The sequence below is a fragment of the Variovorax sp. R-27 genome, assembly GCF_049913215.1.
In the GTDB taxonomy this organism is placed as follows: Bacteria; Pseudomonadota; Gammaproteobacteria; order Burkholderiales; family Burkholderiaceae_C; genus Variovorax.
The window spans coordinates 1,843,625-1,868,809 of sequence record NZ_CP183984.1; the positions used below are offsets into that span (position 1 = coordinate 1,843,625).

The 25,185-nt window shown below is 65.5% G+C and carries 24 protein-coding genes; 13 read left to right on the forward strand and 11 right to left on the reverse strand.

Translation table 11 applies throughout. From position 1 onward, the window contains the following. Nucleotides 1–25 precede the first annotated feature (25 nt). The 12 genes from ACN9MV_RS08305 (at nt 26) to ACN9MV_RS08360 (ending at nt 11,547) form a co-directional block, all read left to right on the forward strand. Nucleotides 26–1,507 (forward strand): DegQ family serine endoprotease, encoded by a 1,482-nt coding sequence (locus ACN9MV_RS08305; RefSeq protein ID WP_093049437.1) that lies wholly within the window; start codon nt 26–28, stop codon nt 1,505–1,507. Nucleotides 1,508–2,029: 522 nt separating this feature from the next. Beyond that, complete coding sequence (gene lepA / locus ACN9MV_RS08310) at nt 2,030–3,841, forward strand: translation elongation factor 4 (protein ID WP_093049440.1); 1,812 nt, start codon at nt 2,030–2,032, stop codon at nt 3,839–3,841. 8 nt (nt 3,842–3,849) lie between these two features. Further along, nucleotides 3,850–4,821, forward strand: a complete 972-nt coding sequence (gene lepB, locus ACN9MV_RS08315) for a signal peptidase I (RefSeq protein WP_093049443.1) — start codon at nt 3,850–3,852, stop codon at nt 4,819–4,821. Between the two features lie 39 nt (nt 4,822–4,860). Then, nucleotides 4,861–5,229, forward strand: a complete 369-nt coding sequence (locus tag ACN9MV_RS08320) for a DUF4845 domain-containing protein (RefSeq protein WP_093049446.1) — start codon at nt 4,861–4,863, stop codon at nt 5,227–5,229. Between the two features lie 17 nt (nt 5,230–5,246). After that, complete coding sequence (rnc, locus tag ACN9MV_RS08325) at nt 5,247–5,933, forward strand: ribonuclease III (protein ID WP_093049449.1); 687 nt, start codon at nt 5,247–5,249, stop codon at nt 5,931–5,933. 7 nt (nt 5,934–5,940) lie between these two features. After that, nucleotides 5,941–6,906, forward strand: coding sequence for a GTPase Era (era, locus tag ACN9MV_RS08330; RefSeq protein WP_093049452.1), 966 nt, complete (start codon nt 5,941–5,943; stop codon nt 6,904–6,906). Between the two features lies 1 nt (nt 6,907). Continuing rightward, nucleotides 6,908–7,681 (forward strand): DNA repair protein RecO, encoded by a 774-nt coding sequence (recO, locus tag ACN9MV_RS08335; protein WP_093075584.1) that lies wholly within the window; start codon nt 6,908–6,910, stop codon nt 7,679–7,681. Then, a complete protein-coding gene (locus tag ACN9MV_RS08340) occupies nt 7,678–8,436 on the forward strand; it encodes a pyridoxine 5'-phosphate synthase (RefSeq protein ID WP_426391812.1) in 759 nt (252 codons plus the stop codon). Before recO ends, ACN9MV_RS08340 begins: the two co-directional genes overlap by 4 nt. Before the next feature lie 13 nt (nt 8,437–8,449). Next, nucleotides 8,450–8,842, forward strand: coding sequence for a holo-ACP synthase (acpS, locus tag ACN9MV_RS08345; protein WP_093049461.1), 393 nt, complete (start codon nt 8,450–8,452; stop codon nt 8,840–8,842). Then, complete coding sequence (gene nagZ / locus ACN9MV_RS08350) at nt 8,839–9,918, forward strand: beta-N-acetylhexosaminidase (RefSeq protein ID WP_426391813.1); 1,080 nt, start codon at nt 8,839–8,841, stop codon at nt 9,916–9,918. The genes acpS and nagZ overlap by 4 nt, the downstream gene beginning before the upstream one ends. Before the next feature lie 125 nt (nt 9,919–10,043). Then, nucleotides 10,044–10,718: a hypothetical protein gene (locus ACN9MV_RS08355; protein ID WP_093049465.1), complete on the forward strand. Its 675-nt coding sequence runs from the start codon at nt 10,044–10,046 to the stop codon at nt 10,716–10,718. A 13-nt stretch (nt 10,719–10,731) separates the two neighbouring features. After that, nucleotides 10,732–11,547, forward strand: coding sequence for a galactosyltransferase-related protein (locus ACN9MV_RS08360; protein ID WP_426391814.1), 816 nt, complete (start codon nt 10,732–10,734; stop codon nt 11,545–11,547). On the opposite strand, the gene ACN9MV_RS08365 is transcribed toward ACN9MV_RS08360, so the two are convergent. From ACN9MV_RS08365 to ACN9MV_RS08380, 4 genes are all read right to left on the reverse strand, one after another. After that, nucleotides 11,548–12,066 (reverse strand): M48 family metallopeptidase, encoded by a 519-nt coding sequence (locus ACN9MV_RS08365; RefSeq protein ID WP_426391815.1) that lies wholly within the window; start codon nt 12,064–12,066, stop codon nt 11,548–11,550. Then, entirely contained in the window at nt 12,063–13,343 is a 1,281-nt protein-coding gene (locus ACN9MV_RS08370; protein WP_426391816.1) for an Hsp70 family protein, read from the reverse strand. The genes ACN9MV_RS08365 and ACN9MV_RS08370 overlap by 4 nt, the downstream gene beginning before the upstream one ends. Then, a complete protein-coding gene (lysS, locus tag ACN9MV_RS08375) occupies nt 13,340–14,905 on the reverse strand; it encodes a lysine--tRNA ligase (protein WP_426391817.1) in 1,566 nt (521 codons plus the stop codon). The genes ACN9MV_RS08370 and lysS overlap by 4 nt, the downstream gene beginning before the upstream one ends. 124 nt (nt 14,906–15,029) lie before the next feature. Then, entirely contained in the window at nt 15,030–15,674 is a 645-nt protein-coding gene (locus ACN9MV_RS08380) for an LON peptidase substrate-binding domain-containing protein (protein ID WP_426391818.1), read from the reverse strand. Between the two features lie 49 nt (nt 15,675–15,723). On the opposite strand from ACN9MV_RS08380, the gene ACN9MV_RS08385 reads away from it, so the two are divergent. Next, a complete protein-coding gene (locus ACN9MV_RS08385) occupies nt 15,724–16,284 on the forward strand; it encodes a YggT family protein (RefSeq protein WP_093049480.1) in 561 nt (186 codons plus the stop codon). A 65-nt stretch (nt 16,285–16,349) separates the two neighbouring features. Here the strand turns inward: ACN9MV_RS08385 and accD are convergent, their stop codons facing one another. From accD to asd, 7 genes are all read right to left on the reverse strand, one after another. Beyond that, the gene (gene accD / locus ACN9MV_RS08390; protein WP_012746558.1) at nt 16,350–17,222 is read right to left on the reverse strand and encodes an acetyl-CoA carboxylase, carboxyltransferase subunit beta; all 873 of its coding nucleotides are present in this window, start codon (nt 17,220–17,222) and stop codon (nt 16,350–16,352) included. Between the two features lie 25 nt (nt 17,223–17,247). Beyond that, nucleotides 17,248–18,093: a tryptophan synthase subunit alpha gene (gene trpA / locus ACN9MV_RS08395; RefSeq protein ID WP_093049483.1), complete on the reverse strand. Its 846-nt coding sequence runs from the start codon at nt 18,091–18,093 to the stop codon at nt 17,248–17,250. After that, nucleotides 18,093–19,379, reverse strand: a complete 1,287-nt coding sequence (gene trpB, locus ACN9MV_RS08400; RefSeq protein WP_426391819.1) for a tryptophan synthase subunit beta — start codon at nt 19,377–19,379, stop codon at nt 18,093–18,095. The genes trpA and trpB overlap by 1 nt, the downstream gene beginning before the upstream one ends. Before the next feature lie 47 nt (nt 19,380–19,426). After that, on the reverse strand, nt 19,427–20,128 hold the full coding sequence (locus ACN9MV_RS08405) for a phosphoribosylanthranilate isomerase (protein ID WP_426391820.1): 702 nt from the start codon (nt 20,126–20,128) through the stop codon (nt 19,427–19,429). After that, the gene (gene truA / locus ACN9MV_RS08410) at nt 20,125–20,937 is read right to left on the reverse strand and encodes a tRNA pseudouridine(38-40) synthase TruA (protein ID WP_426391821.1); all 813 of its coding nucleotides are present in this window, start codon (nt 20,935–20,937) and stop codon (nt 20,125–20,127) included. Before truA ends, ACN9MV_RS08405 begins: the two co-directional genes overlap by 4 nt. 33 nt (nt 20,938–20,970) lie before the next feature. Next, a complete protein-coding gene (locus ACN9MV_RS08415; RefSeq protein WP_426391822.1) occupies nt 20,971–23,799 on the reverse strand; it encodes a FimV/HubP family polar landmark protein in 2,829 nt (942 codons plus the stop codon). A 169-nt stretch (nt 23,800–23,968) separates the two neighbouring features. After that, a complete protein-coding gene (asd, locus tag ACN9MV_RS08420; protein WP_093049497.1) occupies nt 23,969–25,111 on the reverse strand; it encodes an aspartate-semialdehyde dehydrogenase in 1,143 nt (380 codons plus the stop codon). Between the last annotated feature and the right edge of the window lie 74 nt (nt 25,112–25,185).

The window sequence follows — 25,185 nt, forward strand, 5'->3', positions numbered from 1 at the left end:
GCTCTGTTCTTTTGAAAGAAAACCGATGATCTTCAAAGTCGAGGGACACAAGTTTCGTTCCGGTCTGCTGGCTTGCGCGCTCGCACTGACTGCAAGCGCCACATTCCTTCCGGTCGAGCCGGTCCATGCGCAAACGCGCACGCTGCCCGATTTCACCGATCTGGTCGACCAGGTCGGCCCTTCCGTCGTCAACATCCGCACCGTCGAGAAGGTTGCCCAGCGCGGCGGCAATGGCGAGATGGACGAGGAGATGCAGGAGTTCTTCCGCCGTTTCTTCGGCCAGCCTCTGCCTGGCCAACCGCGTCAGGGCCCGACCCCCAAGCGCCCGCAGCAGCCGCAGGAAGAGGAGCGTCCGCGTGGCGTCGGATCCGGCTTCATCCTGACGGCCGACGGCTACGTGATGACCAATGCGCACGTGGTCGAAGACGCTTCCGAAGTGCTGGTCACGCTGCCCGACAAGCGCGAGTTCAAGGCCAAGATCGTTGGCGCCGACAAGCGCACCGACGTCGCGGTCGTCAAGATCGAGGCCACCGGCCTGCCAGCGGTGAAGGTTGGCGACATCTCCAAGCTGCGTGTCGGCGAATGGGTGATGGCAATCGGTTCGCCCTTCGGCCTCGAGAACACCGTCACGGCCGGCATCGTGAGCGCCAAGCAGCGCGACACCGGTGAGTACCTGCCGTTCATCCAGACCGACGTGGCCATCAATCCCGGCAACTCGGGCGGCCCGCTGATCAACATGCGCGGCGAAGTGGTCGGCATCAACAGCCAGATCTACTCGCGCTCGGGCGGCTTCATGGGCATCTCGTTCTCGATCCCGATCGACGAGGCGATTCGCGTGAGCGATCAGCTGCGCACCTCGGGCCGCGTCTCGCGCGGCCGCATCGGCGTGCAGATCGACCAGGTCACCAAGGACGTGGCCGAGGCCATCGGCCTGGGCAAGGCACAGGGTGCGCTGGTGCGCGGCGTGGAAGCCGGCTCGCCGGGCGAAAAGGCCGGTGTCGAGCCGGGCGACGTCATCACCAAGTTCGACGGCAAGCCCATCGAGAAGCCGAGCGACCTGCCGCGCCTGGTGGGCAACACCAAGCCGGGCACCAAGAGCACGCTCACCGTGTTCCGCCGCGGCGCTTCGCGCGACCTCAGCGTGACCATTGCCGAGATCGAGCCCGACAAGCCGGGCAAGCGTGCGGGCGACCGCGACGAGCCGGCGCCGAAGCCGCCCGCATCTGCAGCCGCCAAGTCGCTCGGTCTGGCTGTGAGCGATCTCACCGACGCGCAGAAGAAAGAGCTCAAGCTGAAGGGCGGCGTGAAGGTCGATGCCGCCAGTGACGCCGCAGCCCGTGCAGGCTTGCGCGAAGGCGACATCATCCTGTCGGTGGGCAATGTCGAGGTGTCGAATGCGCGCGAATTCGAGTCCGCCATCGGCAAGGCCGACAAGAGCAAGGCGCTCAGCGTGCTGTTCCGCCGTGGCGATTGGGCGCAGTACGCGCTGATTCGCCCTGCACGCTGATCTGGCTCTGGCGTCAAGTGGCCCCACCCGGCAGTCGGGTTTGGGGCCGTTTTTTTGAGGTGTTTACGACGTTCAGGCGCCGGCCCCTAAAAAAATCTGAGGGCTCGGAAATGCCGATTTTTGTTTGTGTTCACTAACTTTTAAAGAGGCTAAGGACGGATTTCGGTAGAATAGGGCGCTCTCGGCGGTCGGTCGGCGCATAAGGAGTGCCCTGACCTTCACCATGCGAGATGTCAGACAGCAGTCCACCGGTGCTCCACAGATCGCCCACAAGTTGTTCAGTGACTGCTCCACCGATCCTGTTGATAACCTGTTCATATCTTTCATGTTGTGGACCTGCAACGACCCCTTTGGACCCCGTTCCCGGATGTACGCGCTTCCCTTTTTGCCTACAATGAAGTTCCAACTACTGCAGTTGCCATTGCTTGTTGGTTCAGGGCGCGTCTCCAGAAGACGCGCCCTTTTTTCTTGCCTGTCGCACTCTGCGCACGAGCCAATTCAAGTACTTAAGCGTTCCCGTTGATGAATCACATCAGAAATTTTTCGATCATTGCGCACATCGACCATGGCAAGTCGACGCTCGCAGACCGTTTGATCCAGCGTTGCGGCGGCCTCGCAGACCGCGAGATGGAAGCGCAGGTGCTCGACTCGATGGACATCGAAAAAGAGCGTGGGATAACCATCAAGGCGCAGACCGCAGCGCTGCACTACAAGGCACTCGATGGGCAGGTCTACAACCTCAATCTGATCGACACGCCGGGCCACGTCGACTTCTCGTATGAAGTGAGCCGCTCGCTGTCGGCGTGCGAAGGCGCACTGCTCGTCGTCGATGCATCGCAAGGTGTCGAAGCGCAGACAGTGGCCAACTGCTACACCGCGCTCGACCTCGGAGTCGAAGTGGTGCCCGTGCTCAACAAGATCGATCTGCCCAACGCGGACCTCGACAACGCGCGCACCGAAATCGAAGACGTGATCGGCATCGACGCGACCAATGCGATCCCGTGCTCGGCAAAGACCGGCGTGGGCATCGACGACATTCTCGAAGCCATCGTTGCCAGGATGCCCGCGCCGCGCGGCAACCCCGACGGCCCGCTGCGCGCGATGATCGTCGACAGCTGGTTCGACCCGTACGTCGGCGTCGTCATGCTGGTGCGCGTGGTCGACGGCCGGCTCGCGAAGGGTGATCGCATCAAGATGATGGCGTCGGGTGCGATGTACAACGCCGACAGCGTCGGCGTCTTCACGCCCGCCAACGAACCCCGCAATTCGCTCGAAGCGGGCGAGGTGGGCTACATCATCGCGGGCATCAAGGAGCTGCAGGCGGCCAAGGTCGGCGATACGGTCACGCTGATCAAGGCCGGCACCGGTGGCGCTGCGGCAACGGCGACCGAGGCGCTGCCCGGCTTCAAGGAAATCCAGCCGCAGGTGTTCGCGGGCCTGTACCCGACCGAAGCGAGCGAGTACGACTCGCTGCGCGACGCACTCGAAAAGCTCAAGCTCAACGATTCGTCGCTGCGCTACGAGCCCGAGGTGAGCCAGGCGCTCGGCTTCGGCTTCCGCTGCGGCTTCCTCGGCTTGCTGCACATGGAAATCGTGCAGGAGCGCCTGGAGCGCGAGTTCGACCAGGACCTGATCACGACCGCGCCGAGCGTGGTCTACCAGGTGGTCAAGAACGACGGCGAAGTGATCATGGTCGAGAACCCGTCCAAGATGCCCGACGTCGGCAGGATGGCGGAGATCCGCGAGCCGATCGTCACCGTTCATCTCTACATGCCGCAGGAATACGTCGGCTCCGTCATGACGCTGGCGAACCAGAAGCGTGGCGTGCAGATGAACATGGCCTACCACGGCCGTCAGGTCATGCTGACCTACGAGATGCCGCTCGGCGAGATCGTGCTCGACTTCTTCGACAAGCTGAAATCGGTGAGCCGGGGCTACGCCTCGATGGACTACGAGTTCAAGGAGTACCGCGCGTCCGACGTGGTGAAGGTCGACATCCTGCTCAACGGCGACAAGGTCGATGCGCTGTCGATCATCGTGCACCGCAGCCAGTCGCAGTACCGCGGCCGGGCCGTGGTGTCGAAGATGCGCGAGATCATTTCGCGCCAGATGTACGACGTTGCGATCCAGGCGGCTATCGGCGTCACCATCATTGCGCGTGAGACAATCAAGGCGCTTCGCAAGAACGTGCTGGCCAAGTGCTATGGCGGCGACATCACCCGCAAGAAGAAGCTGCTCGAGAAGCAGAAGGCGGGCAAGAAAAGAATGAAGCAGATCGGCTCCGTCGAGGTCCCGCAAGAGGCCTTCCTCGCGATTCTGCAAGTCGAAGACTGATCAAAAAAATGGCATTCATCACCACCCTGGTCCTCGCGGCCTTCGCCGCCTATGTCGGCGCCTGGTATTTCAACGCGATCGAAGGCAACTTTGCCTTGCTGCTGTTCCTGGCGACGGTGGTCACCGGCCTCTACTGGCTGGCCGAGCGCTTCTATTTCCTGCCCCGGCGCGAACAGGCCGCCGCCAAGCTGGAAGCTTCGCTGACCGAGCGCAATGCGCGCTTGTCCGAGCAGGGTATCAAGCAGGTCGACACGGCCGACGCGAAGGCGAGCGAACGGCTGCTGATGCAGCCCTGGTGGCTCGACTGGACCGCCGGCCTGTTCCCGGTGATCCTGGTGGTGTTTCTGCTGCGCTCGTTCCTCTACGAGCCTTTCAAGATCCCGTCGGGCTCGATGATGCCCACGCTGCTGACCGGCGACCTGATCCTGGTCAACAAGTTCACCTACGGCCTTCGCCTGCCCGTGATCAACACCAAGATCACCGACGGTACGCCGCTGGCGCGCGGCGACGTGGTGGTGTTCCGCTACCCGCCCAAGCCGAGCATGGACTACATCAAGCGCGTGGTCGGCGTCCCGGGTGACGAGGTGGCCTACCTGAACAAGAAGCTCACGATCAACGGCCAGCCGGTGTCCAAGGAGTCGGATGCCGACTACCTCGACGGCGAATCGATGCGCCTGCTCAAGCAGTACACCGAGAACCTCGGCGGCAAGCAGCACAAGATCCTCAACGACGAAACCACGCCATCCTACGTTCCCGGTGCCAGTGGCTTCAATTTCCCGGGCATCGAAAACTGCCGCTACTCGGTCGAGGGCGTGGTCTGCAAGGTGCCGGCCGGCAACTATTTCATGATGGGCGACAACCGCGATAATTCGGCGGACTCGCGTTTCTGGGGCTTCGTGCCGGACAAGAACATCGTGGGCAGGGCGTTCTTCGTCTGGATGAACTTCGGCGATCTGGGTCGCATCGGTCCGTTTCAATAAGCATTCATCTGAATAGTTCAGTTCGAGGGGTATGAGGGCATGAGAACACATCGGTTCGTTCGCAGCAGGGCTGCGCAACAACGCGGCATTTCGTTCATCGGCTTGGTGTTTGTCGCGGTCGTGCTCGGGTGCCTGGGCGTGGTCGTCGCGCAGGTCATCCCGACGCTGATCGAATGGCAGGCCATCGACAAGGCGGTCAACAAGGCCAAGGAAGGCACGACCGTGCCTGAAGTGCGCGCCATCTTCGATCGTGCCCAGGCCATCGACGACTTCAAGTCGGTCAGCGGTAAGGATCTCGACATCAAGAAGGTCGGCGACAAGGTGGTCGTGTCGTACTCGTACGAGCGTGAGATCCCCCTGTTCGGCCCGGCCTACCTGACGCTCAAGTACAAGGGCGAATCCCGCTGAACACGGCGCCCAAAAAGGTGGAGGGCAGCCTCGCCGCGCTGCAGGCGCGCCTCCAGCACACCTTCTCCGATCCGCGGCTGCTCCAGCTCGCGCTCACGCATCGCAGCTTCTCGGCCGACCACAACGAGCGCCTTGAATTTCTCGGCGACTCGGTGCTGAACCTGGCGGTCTCGCACCTGCTCTACATGCGCCTGTCGGCTCTGCCCGAAGGCGACCTGTCGCGCGTGCGGGCCAACCTGGTCAAGCAGGACACGCTGCACCGCCTGGCGGTAGGGCTGGCGCTGTCGCCGCTGCTGCGGCTCGGCGAAGGCGAGGCGCGCTCGGGCGGGCCCAACCGGCCGTCGATCCTGGCCGACGCGCTCGAGGCGCTGATCGGCGCCGTCTATCTCGACGCCGGCTTTGCGGCCGCACAGTCGCTGGTGCACCGGCTCTACGAGGCGGTCGAAATCAATCCGCGCATGGAAGCCGCAGCCAAGGATCCCAAGACCGAATTGCAGGAATGGCTGCAGGGTCACAAAATGAAGCTGCCGGTGTATCGCGTGGCCGCCACACTGGGCGCAGCGCATAAGCAGACTTTTGATGTCGAGTGCGAGGTGCCCGAGTTGGGGCTTCGCGAACGCGGCATCGGCGGCTCGCGCCGCGCCGGCGAGCAGGCGGCTGCGGCCGCCATGTTGATCCGGCTCAAGGCACGCGGCACCGCGTGAAACCAGAATGAACGATGCTATCAATCCCGTAGCGGGACCCGAAGACACTGCAGGCGATGCGCCTGCCACCGGACCCCAACACTGCGGCCTCATCGCCATCGTCGGCAAGCCCAACGTGGGCAAGTCGACGCTGCTCAATGCGCTGGTCGGCCAGAAGATCAGCATCACCTCGCGCAAGGCGCAGACCACGCGCCACCGCATCACCGGCATGCGCACGCTGGGCGCCACGCAGTTCGTGTTCGTCGACACGCCGGGCTTCCAGACCCTGCACGCCAACGCGCTGAACAAGTCGCTCAACAAGACCGTACAGGGTGCGGTCGGCGATGTGGACCTGATTCTTTTCGTGGTCGAGGCCGGCAGCTTCACGCCGGCCGACGAGCGCGTGCTCAAGCTGCTCGGCAAGGGCATTCCGACCGTGTTGCTGGCCAACAAGCTCGACAACGTGCACCGCCGCGGCGACATCGCGCCCTGGCTGAAGACCATGCAGGAGAAGCACAGCTTCGCCGAGTTCGTGCCCATGTCGGCGAAGAACGCCAAGGACGTCGAGCGCCTGTTCGGCATCTGCGAGAAGTACCTGCCCGAACAGCCCTGGTTCTACGACGAGGACGAGCTGACCGATCGCAGCGAGAAATTCCTTGCCGGCGAACTCGTGCGCGAGAAGCTGTTCCGCCTCACCGGCGACGAGCTGCCCTACACCTCGACCGTCATCATCGACAAGTTCGAGGAAGAGCCGCCCCAGAAGAAGGGCCAGAAGCGCCTGCTGCGCATTGCCGCCACCATCGTGGTCGAACGCGACGGCCATAAGGCCATGGTGATCGGCGACAAGGGCGAGCGCATCAAGCGCATCGGCATGGAAACCCGCGTCGAGCTCGAGAAGCTGGCCGACGCCAAGGTGTTTCTCGAACTGTGGGTGAAGGTGCGTTCGGGCTGGGCCGACGACGAAGCCCGTGTCCGTTCGTTCGGCTACGAATGAAGTGGCCGCTGCCCACCGCGTTTCGCACGAACCGGCCTATGTGCTCCATCGCTACGACTGGAGCGAGTCGAGCCTGATTCTCGAAGTCTTCACCCGCCACCACGGGCGCATTGCGCTCGTGGCCAAAGGGGCGAAACGGCCGAGTTCGAACTTTCGACCGGTATTGCTGCCGCTGCAGCCGCTGCAGCTCAACTACGGCGGCGACGCCGAAATCCGCACGCTCAAGGGCGCCGAATGGATGGGCGGCCATGTGATGCCGACCGGCGAGGCGCTGCTGTCGGGCTATTACGTCAACGAGCTGCTGCTGCGCCTGCTGGCGCGTGACGATGCCCATGAAGCGCTGTTCGATGCCTACGCCGGGGTCGTTCAGGTGCTGGCAGGCGATCACGTCGGCGCGCAGGCCGCGACCCAGGCTGCTGCGCTGCGTGCTTTCGAGTTGCTGCTGCTGCGCGAGGTCGGCCTGCTGCCATCGCTCGATGTGCAGACCCTCACGCTGGAGCCGCTTGCCGCCGAGCAGCGCTACAGCCTCGTGCCGGAAGCCGGCCTGCGCCAAGCCGCCGACGACGAAGCCGCGCTGAATGGCGCCGACTGGCAGGCTCTGCAGGCAGTTCTCGACGACCGCGCCCCTTTTACCGCCACGTTGCGTGAAATTGCCACCATGAACGCCGGCAGCAACAGTGCCCTGCGAAACCAGTTGCGCACCTTGCTCAACTACCATTGCGGCGTGTCCACGCTGCGCACGCGGCAAATGATGAGAGATCTGCAAGCACTATGAGCACTTCAGGCACCACCACCTCGCTGTCCGTCAACCTCAACAAGGTGGCCCTGGTCCGCAACACGCGCCACCTGGGCATCCCGAGCGTGGTGAAAGCCGCCCAGGCCTGCCTGGCTGCCGGTGCGCACGGCATCACCGTGCACCCGCGGCCCGATGCCCGCCACATTCGCGCACACGACGTGAGCGACCTGTCGGCGCTGCTCGCCAAAGACTGGCCGGCCATCGAGTTCAACATCGAAGGCAACCCCTTCCAGAACCTGATGGACTTCGTGCGCACGCTGAGGCCGCACCAGGCCACCTTCGTGCCCGACAGCGAAACCCAGTCGACCAGCGACCACGGCTGGACCTTCCCCGACGACGCCGAGCGCCTGCGCCCCCTGATCGCCGAAGCCAAGGCGCTGGGCGTGCGCGTCAGCCTGTTCATGGACCCGATTCCCGAAATGATGGCGGCGGTCAAGGCCGTGGGCGCCGACCGCGTCGAGCTCTACACCGAAGGCTATGCCGCATCGCGCGGAGCGCCCGACGAGAAGGCCGTGCTCCAGCGCTATGCCGACACGGCGCGCGCGGCCCATGCCGCAGGCCTGGGCATCAACGCCGGCCACGACCTGAGTCGCGACAACCTGACGGCTTTCCTGCGCGCGGTGCCTGGCGTGCAGGAGGTCTCGATCGGCCATGCCTTCGTGGCCGACGCGCTGGAGCTCGGCTATACGGCCGCCACGCGCGACTACCTGCGCTGCATCAACGAGGCGCAATGAGCGCCCGCGCCGCATGATCTACGGCATTGGCACCGACATCTGCGACCTGCGTCGCATTGCCGCGACCTTCGAGCGCCAGGGCGAACGCTTTGCCCGCAAGGTGCTGAGCGACGCTGAATTCGCAGTCTGGAAGGCCCGCAGCGAACGCTGGCCCAAGCGCGGCCTGAGCTATCTGGCGACCCGCTTCTCCGCCAAGGAGGCCTTCAGCAAGGCCATCGGCCTGGGCATGCGCATGCCCATGAGCTGGCGCCTGTGCGAGATCGCCAACCTGCGCAGTGGCAAGCCCGTCATCGTGCTGCATGGCGGCCTGAAGGACTGGTTCGAGGCGCAGGGCCTCACGGCCCATGTGACCGTGACTGACGAAACCGAATACGCCGCGAGCTTCGTGGTGGTGGAGAAGCTATGACTGCCGGGCCCGCCGCTCGCCCCCATGCGCCGCTGATCATCGATGTGGCGGCTACCGAGCTCAACGACGCCGACCGCCGTCGCCTCGCCAATCCGCTGGTCGGCGGAGTGATCCATTTCGCCCGCAACTGGCAGGACCGCGCGCAGATGACTGCGCTCAATGCCGAGATCAAGGCGATCCGCCCCGACCTGCTGATCTGCGTCGACCACGAGGGCGGCCGCGTGCAGCGCTTTCGCACCGACGGCTTCACGCACCTGCCGTCGATGCGCGCACTCGGCGAGTTGTGGATGCGCGACGCCATGCGCGCCACCCAGACCGCGACCGCGGTCGGACAGGTGCTGGCGGGTGAGTTGCGCGCCTGCGGCGTCGACTTCAGCTTTGCGCCGGTGCTCGACCTGGACTACGGCGGCAGCAGCGTCATCGGCAGCCGCAGCTTTCATCGCGATCCGCGCGTGGTGGCGCTGCTGGCCAAGAGCGTGATGCACGGCATGCTGCAGATGGGCATGCGCAACTGCGGCAAGCATTTTCCGGGGCATGGCTTCGTGCAGGCCGATTCGCATGTCGAGATCCCGGTGGACAAGCGTGGCCTCAAGGCCATCCTTGACGATGACGCACGGCCGTACGACTGGCTGTCGGGCACGCTCGGCGCCGTGATGCCGGCGCACGTGATCTATCCGAAGGTCGACAAGCGGCCGGCGGGGTTTTCGTCGAAATGGCTCAAGGCGATCCTGCGGCAGCGCTTTGCCTTCGACGGGGCGGTGTTCAGCGACGACCTGAGCATGGAGGCGGGCCGTTACATCGATGGCCGGCTGCTCAGCTATACCGATGCGGCGCTGACCGCGCTGGAAGCCGGATGCGACATGGCGCTGCTGTGCAACCAGAGCATCGGCGAGGGGCGCCTGCTCGACGACTTCCTCGAGGGCTTCGAGGCTGCCGCGCGCGCGGGCCGATGGCTGCCGGACGCGAGCAGCGAAGCGCGCCGCCAGGCGCTGCTGCCGCAGGGCGCCGCACCCGATTGGTCGACGCTCGTCGCTTCGCGCGGGTACCGCGATGCGAGGCGGATGACGGACGTTTGAAGGCTGTCCAGCCGATCCGGAATTGGCGCATTTGTGAACAAGCTGGCAAATACGCCAGATAAGTCAGCCGCGCCGTCCTATAGAGTCAAATGTTCTGAATCAGGCAGTTTCGGGGGACATTTCTCATGGCGCACATCGGCGAATCCTGGCTGACTTTCGACAGCTTGACGCAGCACGTCGTCAAGACGATCAATCCCAAGCGCATCCTGGACATCGGTGCCGGGGGCGGCAAATATGGAGCCTTGCTCAAGAACGTCGTGCCCGAATGCGAGCTGACCGCGCTGGAGTGTGACGAAGTGGCATTTCCTCAACTGCGCGAGGTCGGCTACCACCAGATTCTTCCGATCACGGCCGACAAGCTCTATGAACGCAGCGGCGATCTCTACGACGTGGTGATCCTGGGTGATGTCATCGAGCACATGCTCCATTCGCAAGGCCGCGACCTGCTGGAATTTCTCAACTACCGCTCCCGCTATCTCATCGTTTCCACGCCGGAATGCATGCCGATGAGCCGTCCCATCTTCTTCGAAGGTCACAACTCGCTGTGGCGTCCCGATTCGTTCGGCTGGCACGACTACTGGGCGCACCAGCAGTGCGGCGTGATGCACTTCTATCTGCTCAGGGGGCACGACAACTGGGCTGGGCCGGGTCTGGCGGAGGTAGTGAGTGCGGTCAATGGAGCGGGAATTTTCAACGACCATTCCAGCGACAAGAAGCAGGCCGTCAACCTGACGATTCATGACACGCGCTACAAGGAGCCGGCCGACGAACACAACGTCGTGCTGTACCGCCCCTTCTGACGGACGTTGTTTCATGACGGCAACCGACAAGATCTCCCTTCGCGATATAGACATCATCGTTTCGTACAGGGAGGCGACCGAAGAGCGGCGCGAGAACCTCTATGCCGTGCTGGCGCATCTGGCCTACACCTATACCGACTACCGGCTGTGGTTGATGGAGGCGGCGACGGCGCCGCGCTTCGACTGGCAGCGGCTGTGCGATCCGAAGATCCGGCATGTCTTCATCCATCACGATGGGCCGTTTCCCAAGTCGATGCTCTACAACACGGGCGTCCGGCTGGCCCGCAGCCCTGTGATCTGCTTCCACGACGCCGATTCCATTGCCCAGCCTTCAACGCTGCGTGGCTGTGTCGATGTGCTGCTGGACCGGGACAGCAGCGAGGTGCTGTGCCCCTACTGGAGCGTCATCAACGTGACGGGTGAACTCAAGCGCGATTTCATGCAGTTGCCCGACTACGCCCGATTCGCATCGATCGACGTGGAGCAACTGCCTTCGGATGCCGGTGTGCTGTACTCGAATGCCAATGGGGGCATCGTGCTGTTCAAGCGTAGCGAGTACATCCGAGTCGGCGGGTACAACGCACGCCTGGAAGGATGGGGCGGCGAGGACGACGAACTGCTGCGCAGGGCAGGGCGGCTGGGTCTGCGTTGGCACTCGATGCACGTGCCGCTTTTCCACTTGCACCACGATTCGGGCTCACGCAATGAATTGATCGAGAGCCTTCATGGCACCGAGAACCTGCGTGCGTCGCATGCCATCGAGACCATGTCCCAGGAAGAGGTCGAGGTGCTGGCGCGCGAGCTGTCCGCGTTCTTCGCGTCCGACTGATCAGAGCCGGGAGCTGGCGTCCCAGAGCCGACGGCCGTTCATGTCCAGGTGCGTCAGATACAGCCGCAGGTCGAATTCAAGCTGCTGGTAGTCCGGCTCCATGTGCGTGCACAACGCATAGAAGGCCTTGTCGTGCTCCCGCTCCTTCATGTGCGCCAGTTCATGCACGACGATCATCCGCAACCAGGCCAGCGGCACGCCCTTGAACAGGCTCGCCACCCGGATCTCCCGCTTGGCCTTGAGCTTGCCGCCCTGCACGCGCGACACCGTGGTGTGCGTGCCCAGCGCGTTGCGGATCACGTGCAGCTTGTTGTCGAACATCACCTTCGACAGCGGTTCGGCCTTGCGCATGAACTCGCTCTTGAGCTCGTTCACGTACTCGTAGAGCGCGCGGTCGGTCTGCACGTTGTGCACTCCGTCCGGATAGCGCTTGCCGAGCAGCGCAGCGAGCTTGTCCTCGGCGATCAGCTGGCGGACCTGGTCCAGCAGGGGCGCCGGATAGCCCGCCAGGTATTTCATGCGCGACGGCGCTCGGTGCGCGCCGCGCAAGCCAACCCCGTCGCCACGCCGCCGAACAGGTCGCCCTCGACCAGGTTCACGCCCGCGAAGCTCTTGCGCAGCGCGTGCTGGAACGGGCGCAGCGCCGAAGAGCCGCCGGTGAGGTAGATCGCGTCGAGGTCGCCGCTGCGCAGGCCCGCGCGCTTGACGCAGGCGTGTGCGCACGCAATCACGTTCTCGAGTGGTCCGGCCAACTGCTGTGCCATATCGTCCGGCGTGAGCGAGGCCACCAGCCCGTGTTCGGCGCAGGAGAGGTCGATTGCCGTCGCCGCATCGGTCACCGAGGCATCGATCTTGGCCGCTTCCACCGCACTCGCGATGCGGTGCCCGTGCCGCTCTTCGAGCACGGTCATCAGCCGGTCGTGCAGCCGCGTGTCGCTGTAGCTCGTGCGCAAATCCTTTGCCTGCCGCACCGCCTTGGCAGCGTAGAGCCAGTTGATCAGGTGCCAGGACGAAAGCTCGAAGAACACCTTGCTCGGCACTTCGCGTCCCTGCGGGCCGTGGTGGCGAAAGCCGAATTGCGGCATCACGCGCTCGAGGTTCAGGCGCTGGTCGAAGTCGGTGCCGCCGATGTGCACGCCGCTGGTGGCCAGCACGTCGTCGCTGCGGTCCTCGCGCGCGGCACGCTCGGGGCCGACGCGCACAACGGTGAAGTCAGAGGTGCCACCGCCGATGTCGACGATGAGCACGATCGATTCTTTGGCGATGCGCTGCTCGTAGTCGAAGGCGGCTGCGATCGGCTCGAGCTGGAAGGCGATCTCGCGGAACCCCGCCGCGCGCGCTGCGTGGCGCAGGCTCTCTTCGGCACGCTCGTCTCGCTTGGCATCGTCGTCCACGAAATGCACGGGCCGTCCGATCACCACGCGCTCGGGTATCCGGCCGAGCTCGCGGCTGGCGCGCACGGCCAGTTCGCGCAGGAAGCGCGCGATGATGTCCTCGAAGCTCACGAGGCCGTCGTAGATCGCGGTCTTCTCCTGCATCAGCGCGCTGCCGAGCAGGCTCTTCAGCGAGCGCATCAGGCGGCCTTCGGTGCCCGAGAGGTACTGGCCGATGGCGTCGCGGCCGAAGTGGGTCGTGCGGTCTTCGGCGTTGAAGAAGATCGCGGTGGGCAGGGTGGTGGCCGCGCCTTCGATGGGCAACAGGCGGGCCTCGCCATCGACCCGGCAGGCCACGGCGGAGTTGGAGGTGCCGAAGTCGATGCCGATCGTCGGCAGCGACGACGGTGACAACACGCTCAAGATTCCCTGCGCAGCGCCGGGAACAGGATCACGTCGCGAATGCTCGGCGAATCCGTCAGCAGCATCATCAGCCGGTCGATGCCGATGCCGCAGCCGCCGGTGGGCGGCATGCCGTATTCGAGCGCACGCACGAAGTCGTGGTCGTAGTACATGGCTTCGTCGTCACCACTGTCCTTGGCGGCCACCTGCGCGTTGAAGCGCGCGGCCTGGTCTTCGGCGTCGTTCAGCTCGCTGAAGCCGTTGCCGAACTCGCGGCCGGTGATGTACAGCTCGAAGCGTTCGGTGACCTCGGGGCGCTCGTCGTTGGCGCGCGCCAGCGGCGAGATCTCGGTCGGGTGCTCCATGATGAAGGTCGGCTGCCAGAGCTTCTCTTCCACAGTCTCCTCGAAGTACATCACCTGCAGGCTGGCCAAACTGCGCTGCGAGAGCTTGTCCTTCTCTTCGCTCAGGCCGATCTTGCGCAGGGCGTTGATGAGCCAGGCGGCGTCGTCGACACCATCACCGGCGTCGGTGTACTTCAGGATCGCCTCGCGGATCGTCAGGCGCTCGAAGGGCTGGGTCAGGTCGACCGGCCTGCCCTGATAGGTGAGCTGCTGCGTGCCCACGGCCTTGTCGGCGATGGTGCGGATCAGCGTCTCGGTGAAGTCCATCAGGTCGCGGTAGTTCCAGTAGGCCGCGTAGAACTCCATCATCGTGAACTCGGGGTTGTGCCGCACCGAGATGCCCTCGTTGCGGTAGCTCCGGTTGATTTCGAAGACGCGCTCGAAGCCGCCGACGATCAGGCGCTTGAGGTACAGCTCGGGCGCGATGCGAAGGAACATCTCCTGGTCGAGCGCGTTGTGGTGCGTCTTGAAGGGCTTGGCGTTCGCGCCGCCCGGAATCGGGTGCAGCATGGGCGTCTCGACTTCGAGGAAGTCGTTGGCCACCATGAACTCGCGCAGGGCGCTCACGGCCTTGCTGCGCGCAGTGAAGCGCACGCGTGCCGATTCGTCGGTGATCAGGTCGACGTAGCGCTGGCGGTACTTCTGCTCCTGGTCGGCCATGCCGTAGAAGTCACCGGGTAAAGGCCGCAGGCTCTTGGTCAGCAGGCGAATCTTCGTGACCTTGACCGACAGCTCGCCGGTCTTGGTCTTCATCAGTGTGCCTTCGGCGCCAATGATGTCGCCTAGGTCCCAGCGCTTGAATTCGGCATAAGCCTCTTCGCCGACCGCGTCGCGCGTTACGTAGAGCTGGATGCGGCTGGTGGCATCTTGCAGCGTCGCGAAGCTGGCCTTGCCCATGACGCGCTTGAGCATCATCCGGCCCGCCACGCTCACGGCGACGGCTTGAGCTTCAAGGGCTTCGGCTTCGGTGGCGTCATGTGCCTCGATGAGTGCCGCCGCACGATGGCCCGGTTTGAAGTCGTTCGGGAACGCGACACCCTTGCCCTCAGCCTGCGCTGTGCGCAGCAGCTTGAGCTTCTCGCGGCGTTCGGCGATGAGCTTGTTGTCGTCGGCGGCAGGCGTGGTCGCGGCCGGTGCCGCAGCGGGCGTGGGAAGGTGAGGGGTCAGGTGATCGGACATGGGAGGCGGGTGGCGCGCATCCGGGAGCGTGCGCGGGGCTGGCATTTTAGCCCATCGGGTTTGAATAAAACCTGCGCCCAGCGCCCGTCAATCCTGCGCAATGTGCTACAAAAAAAGTAGCAGCCTATTCAGTGATGCCCGTGCGTGCGAGCAGATCGCTGACCAGTTCGAGCCGCATCAACGGACTGTCGAGCTCCATCAGGCGCTGGCGCAGTTCGAGTTGCATCGGCACCAGTTCGCACCAGCGGTTGGCCACCCAGCCGCAATCGTTGAGCTGATAGGGCGCGCCGATCGGCAGCCGCACCGCTTCGCCTTGCGCACGCCGGCGCTCTTCCAGCGTGTCGATCAGGCGCCGCAGCGCGGTGGCGGTGTGCCGCAGGTCGTCGGGGATTTCAAGCGCGACGTCGTCGTTCACGGCCTCGACCTCGGCGACCCACAGGCCATGCTTCTGCAGCTCATTGCTGCGAACCCGAAAGCGTTGCGTGCCCACGCATTCGATCTGCAGCAGGCCGCTCTGCGGCGACTCGAACTCGCGGATCATGGCCAGCGTGCCGATGGCGGCGAAGCTTTCCGCATCGGCGCCAGCCTTGCGCACTTCGCTGCCGCTGGTGAGGCTCACCACACCGAAGGGCGCGTCGGCCTTGCGGCACTTGCCGATCATGTCGAGATAACGAACCTCGAAGATGCGCAGTGGAAGAAGGCCACCCGGAAACAGGACCGTACCGAGCGGGAACAATGGCAGTGAATGCAAAAAGGGTTGTGTCGTCATCGAAGAGCCTTGCGTGGCTATCATCGCATTCCGCTCACGGCCACGCCCCATGCTCTATCAGATTCCCTCGTTCCTTCTCGACGTGATCGTCGGCCTCCTCGGCGGCGCATGTCTGCTGCGGCTCTACATGCAGTACCACCGGGTGCCGTTCGGCAATCCGCTCGGGCGCTTCGTGTTCGCCATCACCGACTGGATCGTGCTGCCGTTGCGGCGCATCGTGCCCGCGGTGAAGCGCTGGGACATGGCAAGCCTGATCGCGGCCTGGCTGCTGGTGATGCTGAAGTTTCTGCTGCTGTGGCTGCTGGTGGGCAACCTGGGGCGTATCGCGACCTTGCCGCTGGTGTCGCTGGTCGGGTTGATGCAATTGGCGGTTTCCGGCTTGACCGCACTGCTGGTGGTCTATGCGGTGCTGTCGTGGATTCCAAACGCCTCGCCGATGCTGCTCGACCTGATCTCGCGCCTGGCCGAGCCGCTGGTGCGGCCGTTTCGCCGCTTCATTCCGCTGATCGGCGGGGTCGACCTGTCGCCGCTGGCAGCCATCGTCGTGCTGCAGGTGATCGCGATCGTGCTGGGCAACCTGCTGGTGTTTGCCTATCAACTGACTTTCTGAAGCGAAAATAAAAAAAGGGCCCGGATGCATCGCACCTGGGCCCTTTTGCGTTTGCCCTGTTTCGCTCAGCTGACCGCGTCGGCCGGCTGGCGCAGCAGCATGGCCAGCGTGCTGGCGATGGTCTTGCGCAGTTCGCGGCGGTCGCTGATGAAGTCGATGGCGCCCTTGGTCTGCAGGAACTCGGCGCGCTGGAAGCCCTCGGGCAGCGTCACGCGCACGGTCGATTCGATCACGCGCGGGCCGGCAAAGCCGATCAGCGCCTTGGGCTCGGCGATCACCACGTCGCCCACGAAGGCGAAGCCTGCCGACACGCCGCCCATGGTCGGGTCGGTCAGCACGCTGATGTAGGGCAGGCCCTTCTTTGCCAGGCGCGTGAGCGCGGCATTCGTCTTGGCCATCTGCATCAGCGAGAGCAGGCCTTCCTGCATGCGCGCACCGCCGGTGGCGGTGAAGCAGATGAAGGGCACCTTCTGCTCGATGGCGGTCTCGACGCCGCGCACGAAGCGCTCGCCGACCACGCTGCCCATGGAGCCGCCCATGAATTCGAACTCGAAGCAGGCCACGACCACGCTGATGCTGTGGACCGAGCCGCCCATGACGACCAGCGCATCGGTTTCGCCGGTGTTTTCCAGGGCTTCCTTCAGGCGCTCGGGGTACTTGCGGCTGTCCTTGAACTTCAGCGCGTCGACGGGCAGCACTTCCTGGCCGACTTCGTAGCGGCCCTCGGCATCGAGGAACGCGTCGAGCCGCGCGCGGGCGCCGATGCGGTGGTGGTGGCTGCAGCTGGGGCAGACGTTCTGGTTGTGCTCGAGATCGGTCTTGTACAGAACGGTCTCGCAGGCGGGGCATTTGATCCACAGGCCCTCGGGCACCTGGCGGCGCTCGGACGGGTCGGTTTGTGCGATCTTGGCGGGTAGCAGTTTTTCAAGCCAGCTCATAAGGGGCTCCTTGTGTTGGCGGTGATTATCGACCAGCCGCGTTCTTGGCCGTGGCGGCAGGCAGCGCGTCGAGCGCCTCGCGGATGCCCGCAAGGAATTCGCGCACCGCCGGCACCACCCGCTCGCGGGGCTGGTCTTCGATGAGTTGAATGATCTTGGTACCGATGATGACCGCATCCGCGGCCGATCCGACCGCCTGCGCCGTGCGCGCATCGCGGATGCCGAAACCCACGCCGACCGGGATGCTCAAGTGCTGGCGGATGCGCGGGACCATCTGGCCGACCGCCTCGGTGTCGAGGTGGCCAGCGCCCGTCACGCCCTTGAGCGACACGTAGTAGACGTAGCCGCTGGCGATGCGCGCGACCTGCGCCATGCGCTCGTCGGTGCTGGTCGGGGCCAGCAGGAAGATCAGGTCGATGCCGGCAGCCTTCAGTTCGGCGGCGAAGTCTTCGCACTCTTCCGGCGGGTAGTCGACCACCAGCAGGCCGTCGACGCCGGCGGCGACCGCATCGCGGATGAAGGCCTTCTTGCCATGCACGAGGTCGTAGCGCTCGACCGGGTTGGCATAGCCCATCAGCACCACGGGCGTCGTCGAGTCCTTCTGGCGGAAGGCGGCCACGATGGCGAGCACCTGCTTCATGCCGATGCCCAATGCCAGCGCGGCTTCGCCGGCTTTCTGGATCACGGGCCCGTCGGCCATGGGGTCGGAGAAGGGCACGCCCAGCTCGATCACGTCGGCGCCGGCCTCGACCATGCCGTGCATCAGCTCGGGTGTGATGTCGGCGAAGGGGAAGCCGGCGGTCACGTAGGGAATCAGGGCGCGACGGCCGTCTTTTTTCAGCGCGTCGAAGGTGGCGGCAATGCGGCTCATCACTTGCCTCCCTTCACGCTCAGGCCGCGCATCGAGGGCCGGTCGTAGAAATCGACGCCCGACAGATCGGCGACGGTGCCGATGTCCTTGTCGCCACGGCCCGAGAGGTTCACCAGGATCGACTGGTCGGGGCGCATGGTCTTGGCGAGCTTCATTGCATGGGCCAGGGCATGGCTGGATTCGAGCGCGGGGATGATGCCCTCCGTTCGGCACAGGTAGTGGAAGGCTTCGAGCGCTTCGGTGTCGGTGATGCCGACGTATTCGGCGCGGCCGATGTCGGCCAGGTACGCGTGCTCGGGGCCCACGCCTGGGTAGTCGAGGCCCGCGCTGATGCTGTGGGTCTCGGTGATCTGCCCGTCCTCGTTCTGCAGCAGGTAGGTGCGGTTGCCGTGCAGCACGCCGGGGCTGCCGCGCAGGATCGATGCCGAGTGCTTGCCGCTGTCGAGCCCTTCGCCCGCAGCTTCCACGCCAATCAGGCGCGTGCCAGCGAACGGGATGTAGGGATGGAAGATGCCCATGGCGTTGCTGCCGCCGCCCACGCAGGCGACGACCACGTCGGGCTGCCTGCCCTCGGCCTCGCCGGTGATGCCGTCGGCCGCGAGCATGGCCGGCATCTGCTCGATGCACTCGGTGCCGATCACGCTCTGGAAGTCGCGCACCATCGTCGGATAGGGGTGCGGGCCGGCGACGGTGCCGATGATGTAGAAGGTGTTTTCCACGTTGGTGACCCAGTCGCGCATCGCCTCGTTGAGCGCGTCCTTCAGCGTCTTGCTGCCGGATTCGACGGGTACCACGGTCGCGCCGAGCAGGTTCATGCGGTAGACGTTGGGGCTCTGGCGCTTCACGTCCTGGCTGCCCATGTAGACCACGCATTCGAGGCCGTAGCGCGCGCAGATGGTGGCGGTGGCCACGCCGTGCTGGCCGGCGCCGGTTTCGGCAATGACGCGGGGCTTGCCCATGCGGCGAGCAAGCATCGCCTGGCCGATCACGTTGTTGATCTTGTGCGCGCCGGTGTGGTTGAGGTCTTCGCGCTTCAGGTAGATCTGCGCGCCGCCCATTTCACGGCTGGTGCGTGCGGCGTGGTAGATCGGCGAGGGGCGGCCGACGAAGTGCTCCAGCTCATAGTGGAATTCGGCGAGAAACGCCGGATCGTCTTTGAACTTCGCATACGCGTCGCGCAGTTCGTTGATCGCGTGGGTGAGCGTTTCGCTCGCGAAGGTGCCGCCGTAGTTGCCGAAATGGCCGGTGGCATCGGGTTGCTGGTAGTCCTGGAATTGGCTTTGCATGGTTCTCGATCGGTGAGCCGCAGCCCGACAACGATCGGCTGCGGCGGCTAACTGGAGAAGGACGCGTCGGCAGCCCTGACGGCTGCGACGAATTGCCGGATCTTTCCGGCGTCCTTGAGGCCCTTGTTCCCGGGGCCGTCGATTTCGACGCCCGAGCTCACATCAACGGACAGCGTCTTGCAGCGCGTCCGCAGGATGCGAATGCCATCGCTCACGTTTGCAGGTGTGAGCCCACCACTCAAGACGAGGTGAGCGTCGACGGCGGGTGGAAGAAGTGACCAATCGAATGCCTTGCCGCCACCGCCATAACCTTCGACGTGAGCGTCGAGCAGGATGGCCTGGGCGTGGGAGTAATCGGACGCGTATTTTACGAGGTCGAAGCCGGCCCCGGCAGCCCCCAGCGGAATGCGGGCCGCGCGCATGTAGCGAAAGCGCCCCGCGCCGCTGGCTTCTTCGCACTGTTCGGGCGTCTCCTCGCCGTGGAATTGCGCGATGGCGCCCTTCACGCGGCTGAGTGCTGCTATGACTTTGGGAGCATCCTCGTTCACGAACAGCAGCACGGGCGTGATGAACGGGGGCAGGCGCGAGGCCAGTTCGGCGGCGCGCTCGGGTGTCACGGCGCGGGGGCTCTTCGCGTAGAGCACGAAGCCGATGGCGTCGGCGCCGGCTTCGACTGCCGCATCCACGTCAGCCTCACGCGTCAGGCCACAGATCTTGATGCGGGTGCGGGGAACGGGAGGCGCGGTCATGGCGGGCCATCATACGGAGCCCCGCCGGCCTGCAGCGTGGCTTCCGCCGGCAGACCCCACTTGGCGTCGTACAACGGGCCCAGGAAATACAGGCCGTCCGCGGAGAAGGTGGGCGCCGCCGCCTTGCGGCTGCGTGCCTCGAGCACTTCAGAAATCCACTCGGGCCGTTCGTCGCCACGGCCGATGCGCACCAGGCAGCCCATCAGGTTGCGGATCATGTGGTGCAGGAAGGCGTCGGCCTCGAATTCGAAATGCCAGCGGCAGCGTTCGCCGTCGCCCACGCGCGTGATCTCGATGCGCCGCAGGTCCTTGACCGGCGAGCGCGCCTGGCAGGCCGAGGCGCGGAACGAACTGAAGTCGTGCCGCCCGACGAGCAGCGCGGCCGCGGTGCGCATCGCGTCGCCGTCGAGCGCATGCATCGACCAGCCGACCCGGCCCGTATCGAGGCTGGGCCGCACCGGCGATTGAGAAAGCACGTAGAGGTAGCGGCGCGCCAGGGCGCTGGCACGGCAGTGGAATTCGTCGGGCACCGGCTGCGCCCACTGCACCGCGATGTCGTCGGGCAGAAAGCGGTTGGTGCCGCGCATCCAGGAGAAGGGTTCGCGCTCGACGGTGGTGTCGAAGTGCACCACCTGCATCAGCGCGTGCACGCCGGCATCGGTGCGGCCGGCGCACAGCGTGCCGATGGGCTGCGCGGCGAACTTCGTGAGAGCCGCTTCGAGCTTGTCCTGCACCGTGCGGCCCGAGCGCTGGCTTTGCCAGCCCTCGTACGCTTGGCCGTTGTACCGGATGCCGAGCGCCAGCCTCACGAATTCAGGAAGAACGACAGGAGCGGCAATCGCTCAGCGCAGTTCTGCGAGCAGTTGACGGGCTTGCGACTTGAGGTCGCCGGCGCTTTCGGCTTCGACTTCCTCGACCAGCGAACGGGCGCCTTCGACGTCGCCGATGGCTTGCAGTTCGCGAGCGAGCGACAGCTTGACGGCGTGCGGGCTGTCATCGCCTTCGTCGTCAGGCGCGGTAGCCGCAGGCCTTGCAGTTTCGGCCGAGCGGGCAGCCGGCAGGCCTGCCAGCGCGCTCATGTCGAACTCGATGAAACCCGAGTCGGCCGGCAGCGCATTGCGCAGCGCGGCGGGGCGGGTGTTGTGTTCCGCATCGCTCAGCGAGCTGGGGAGCGTGTCTGCCGACAGCGCGCCGGGGGCGGTGTCGAAGTCGTTCTCGAGATCGACAGGCGTTGCGGCGTGGCCGTTCGACAGGGGCGGCGCGGGGCGTGCTGTCGTCGGAGCGGGCGCGTAGACCGACTTCGGCAGGCTGGCGCCGACCGGTGCGTGCTGGACCGGCGCAGGGGCGGGTGCCGGCGGCGTGGTCAGGTCGAGGTCGAAGTCCAGCGGTGCCACCGAGGGCACGAAGGCGGGCGGTGCAACGGCCACTGGCGGTGCTGCGGGAGGCGGAACTGCTGCCGGCTTGGCGGCCGAGGCGAGGGCGCCTGCAAAAGCAGCCGTCTCGGCAGCGCTGGCGCCGCCACCGCTGCGGGGAGCGCCCGATTCGTACAGCGGGTTGCCCGGATCGAGATCCTTGCCCATGTCGACCACGCGGGTCCAGTCGGAGCCGAGGCCGCCGGTCAGCTTGTGCACTTCGGTAGCCAGGCCTTCGTAGGCGCGCACATCGCGGCGCTTGGCGTGGATTTCGAGCAGCTTCAGGTGGATGGCGGTGCGGTCCGGGTTCAGGCGCAGCGCTTCACGCAGGATTTCCTCGGCCTGCAGGTCGCGGCCGTAGGCCAGGTACACGTCGGCTTCGGCCACGGGGTCCACGTCGCCCGCGTCGAGCTGGCTCGGCGAGTACGACAGCGACGAGACGGTGGAGTCGCCGCGATGCTTGGTGTCGACTGATTCACCGCCGCTGGCGCCGAAGAACGAGTCCTTCGGGATGCGGCTTTCGAGGAACACGCTTTCGCTCATTTCCTCGCGCCGACGGCCCAGCACGCGGTACAGCAAGAAGCCGATCAGCAGCGCGATCAGCGCCGCGCCGGCCAGCATCAGCGGGTTGTCCAGCAGTTCTTCGAGGAAGGTGGGCTCCGGCGGGGGTGGCGGAGCGGGCTTCTTCACGGCTGGCTTCGGTGCAGCGGCGGCCACTGCGGCGCTGGCTGCCGCAGTTGCGGGAGCGGCACCGGCGTCGGTTGCAGCTGGCGCGGCAGCGGCTGCGGCCTCGGCCGTCGGAGCCGGTGCAGCGGCAGGGGCTGCAGCCGTTGCCTCGGGCGTGGGCGCGGGGCTCGGTGCTGCTGCTGCAGGAGCGGCTGGCGCGGCTGCCGCAACGGGGGCGGGAGCCGGGACTGGTGCAGCGGCAGGTGCCGGAGCAGGGCTTGCGACCGGGGGGGCGGTCGTGGCACTGGTGGTCGGTGCCGGAACCGGGATGCCCGGCGTCGACGGTGCTGCCGGTGCAGCGGCAGCAGCAGGTGCCGACGAACCGGTGCCCGTTGCAGCCTTGAGCTTGTTCAGCTCGTTGATGTTCTTCGACAGTTCCGCGACGCGGTTGTTGTTGTCTTGTGCCTGACGGGTCTGCGCGACCTTCTCGTCGGCGGCGCGGGTGGCCGCGTTGCCTTGCGAGATCGTGAGCTTGTCGGGGGCACTGGCCGCTGCATTGCGGTCTTCGACGTTGGCTTGCAGCTTGCCCGATGCCTTGCGGCTGGCGGCGGCCACGTTCGAGGTCGGCGCGTTGTCGGCCAGGCGCTGGCGGTAGGCGCCGAAGTCGCGGCTCTGTGCCGTGACCGTGCGGCGGGCTTCGTCCGGCAGAATGGCGGCCGCCTCGGCACCGCTTGGCAGATCGAGCACCGCGCCGGCGCGCATGCGGTTGACGTTGCCGCCGACGAATGCATCGGGATTGGAGAGCAGCAGCGCCACCAGCATCTGGTCCAGCGACACGTCGGCTGGCTTGTGGGCGCCGGCGATCTTGCTGGCGGTGTCGCCGCGCTGAACGGTGACTTGTTCGCCGCCACCGCTGCGAACCGCCGGAGCGGCTGCGGTGACAGGGGCGGGTGCTGCCGCAGCGGGCGCAGGCGCCGGTGCAGCTGCCGCAGGTGCAGAGGGGGCTGCCGAAGGCGCAGCCGGCACCACCGGAGGGCGCTCGCGGCGAGCACGGGCTGCCGGGGCAACGCGTTCGGTCGGCGTGGCGATCTGGGGCGAAATGGGCGTGGCCGGTGCCGCCGCCTGGCGCGTGGCCGGCGGATCGAGCAGCACGGTGTAGTCGCGCACGATGCGGCCCGACGAACCGTTGGCCTCGAGCAACAGGTCGATGAACGGGTCGTTCAACGGGCGGTTACCGCTCAAGCGCACCACGTATTGGCCGCCGGCGCGGCGCTGAAGCGTCGCCTTGACGTCGCTCAGTGCCGAGTTGTACGGAACGCCCGCGCTCTTGAAGGCTTCGGCCGTGGCGATGTTGATCTTCAGACCGTCCGCCTCGTTGGCGGCGATTTCGGTCACGTCGATCTCGGCGCGCAAGGGTTCGCCCAGCGCCGATTGCACCTTCAGCTGACCCAGCGCGAATGCGCTGGCGTCGGTGCTGACGATGCCCAGGGCCACGGCTGCCGCCGCGCCAAGGATGGAAAGGCGCCAGCCATTCGATGGCAGAGGCGGGCGAGCGGCCGATGGGCTGGCCGCAGGCAACAGATGTCTTGTCATGCTGATAGGGGGCGGCTCAGGCCCAGAATTTGTAAGAGGACGTTAGCACCATCACCGGGCACTGACAAGGCAATGCGCTTGTTCTACCCAGTGCGCGCATACTTACGCACACATTCGATGTTGCCGTAAAGCAACAATTCATGTTTCAAAAGGCCCTGAGCAGCCCGCATCAGGCTTCGAGCAGGATACGCAGCATGCGGCGCAGCGGTTCCGCGGCGCCCCACAGCAGCTGGTCACCGATGGTGAAGGCACCAACGTATTCCGGGCCCATCGCCAGCTTGCGGATGCGGCCGACAGGAATGTCCATGGTGCCCGTCACGGCCACCGGCGTCAGATCCTTCAGGGTGGCTTCGCGCGTGTTCGGCACGACCTTCGCCCAGGGGTTGTCGGCGGCGATCATCGCTTCGATGTCGGCGACCGGCACGTCCTTCTTGAGCTTGAAGGTCAGGGCCTGGCTGTGGCAGCGCATCGCGCCGATGCGAACGCAGAAACCGTCGACCGGCGTGGCAGCGGTGCTGAAGCCCGGGCCCTGGCCGAGGATCTTGTTGGTCTCGGCGCCGCCCTTCCACTCTTCCTTGGACATGCCGTCGCCCAGGTCCTTGTCGATCCAGGGGATCAGCGAGCCGCCCAGCGGCGCGCCGAAGTTGGCCGTTTCAGCGGCGCTGAGGGTCTGCTGCTTGTGCAGCACCTTGCGGTCGATTTCGAGGATGGCCGACTTCGGGTCGTCCAGCAGGGCGCGCACTTCGGCGTTAAGGGTGCCGAACTGGGTCAGCAGCTCGCGCATGTGCTGCGCGCCGCCGCCCGAGGCTGCCTGGTAGGTCATGCTGGTCATCCACTCGACCAGGCCTGCCTTGTAGAGGGCGCCCACGCCCATGAGCATGCAGCTCACGGTGCAGTTGCCGCCGATCCAGTTCTTGCCGCCCTTGGCGAGCGCGTTCTCGATGACCGGCAGGTTGACCGGGTCGAGCACGATGATTGCGTCGTCCTGCATGCGCAGGGTGGAGGCGGCGTCGATCCAGTGGCCGTTCCAGCCGGCGGCGCGCAGCTTGGGGAACACCTCGCTGGTGTAGTCGCCGCCCTGGCAGGTGATGACGATGTCGCACTTCTTCAGTGCCTCGATGTCGTTCGCATCCTTCAGCGCGGTTTCGTTCTTGGCCATCGCCGGGGCCTTGCCGCCGGCGTTGGAGGTCGAGAAGAAGACCGGCTCGATGAGACCGAAGTCGCCTTCGGCCTGCATGCGGTCCATCAGGACCGAGCCGACCATGCCGCGCCAGCCCACGAGGCCGACCAGAGGTTGAGATGCGTTCGCCATTTCAGTTTGCCCTTATGAAAAAAGAAAAAGTTGTCTTTTCTTGCCCCCGACTCGTCGAGCCGGGGAGGGGCGTG

Bases quoted from the DNA above. Each gene is read 5' to 3' on its own strand.
- ACN9MV_RS08405 (WP_426391820.1), bottom strand. From the start codon at position 20,128: ATGACCGCGCCTCCCGTTCCCCGCACCCGCATCAAGATCTGTGGCCTG.
- ACN9MV_RS08415 (WP_426391822.1), bottom strand. From the start codon at position 23,799: ATGACAAGACATCTGTTGCCTGCGGCCAGCCCATCGGCCGCTCGCCCG.
- asd (WP_093049497.1), bottom strand. From the start codon at position 25,111: ATGGCGAACGCATCTCAACCTCTGGTCGGCCTCGTGGGCTGGCGCGGC.
- trpB (WP_426391819.1), bottom strand. From the start codon at position 19,379: ATGCAAAGCCAATTCCAGGACTACCAGCAACCCGATGCCACCGGCCAT.
- ACN9MV_RS08340 (WP_426391812.1), top strand. From the start codon at position 7,678: ATGAGCACTTCAGGCACCACCACCTCGCTGTCCGTCAACCTCAACAAG.
- lepB (WP_093049443.1), top strand. From the start codon at position 3,850: ATGGCATTCATCACCACCCTGGTCCTCGCGGCCTTCGCCGCCTATGTC.
- nagZ (WP_426391813.1), top strand. From the start codon at position 8,839: ATGACTGCCGGGCCCGCCGCTCGCCCCCATGCGCCGCTGATCATCGAT.
- accD (WP_012746558.1), bottom strand. From the start codon at position 17,222: ATGAGCTGGCTTGAAAAACTGCTACCCGCCAAGATCGCACAAACCGAC.
- lepA (WP_093049440.1), top strand. From the start codon at position 2,030: ATGAATCACATCAGAAATTTTTCGATCATTGCGCACATCGACCATGGC.
- ACN9MV_RS08380 (WP_426391818.1), bottom strand. From the start codon at position 15,674: ATGACGACACAACCCTTTTTGCATTCACTGCCATTGTTCCCGCTCGGT.
- era (WP_093049452.1), top strand. From the start codon at position 5,941: ATGAACGATGCTATCAATCCCGTAGCGGGACCCGAAGACACTGCAGGC.
- lysS (WP_426391817.1), bottom strand. From the start codon at position 14,905: ATGTCCGATCACCTGACCCCTCACCTTCCCACGCCCGCTGCGGCACCG.
- trpA (WP_093049483.1), bottom strand. From the start codon at position 18,093: ATGAGCCGCATTGCCGCCACCTTCGACGCGCTGAAAAAAGACGGCCGT.
- ACN9MV_RS08305 (WP_093049437.1), top strand. From the start codon at position 26: ATGATCTTCAAAGTCGAGGGACACAAGTTTCGTTCCGGTCTGCTGGCT.
- ACN9MV_RS08360 (WP_426391814.1), top strand. From the start codon at position 10,732: ATGACGGCAACCGACAAGATCTCCCTTCGCGATATAGACATCATCGTT.
- ACN9MV_RS08320 (WP_093049446.1), top strand. From the start codon at position 4,861: ATGAGAACACATCGGTTCGTTCGCAGCAGGGCTGCGCAACAACGCGGC.
- acpS (WP_093049461.1), top strand. From the start codon at position 8,450: ATGATCTACGGCATTGGCACCGACATCTGCGACCTGCGTCGCATTGCC.
- ACN9MV_RS08365 (WP_426391815.1), bottom strand. From the start codon at position 12,066: ATGAAATACCTGGCGGGCTATCCGGCGCCCCTGCTGGACCAGGTCCGC.
- ACN9MV_RS08385 (WP_093049480.1), top strand. From the start codon at position 15,724: ATGCTCTATCAGATTCCCTCGTTCCTTCTCGACGTGATCGTCGGCCTC.
- ACN9MV_RS08355 (WP_093049465.1), top strand. From the start codon at position 10,044: ATGGCGCACATCGGCGAATCCTGGCTGACTTTCGACAGCTTGACGCAG.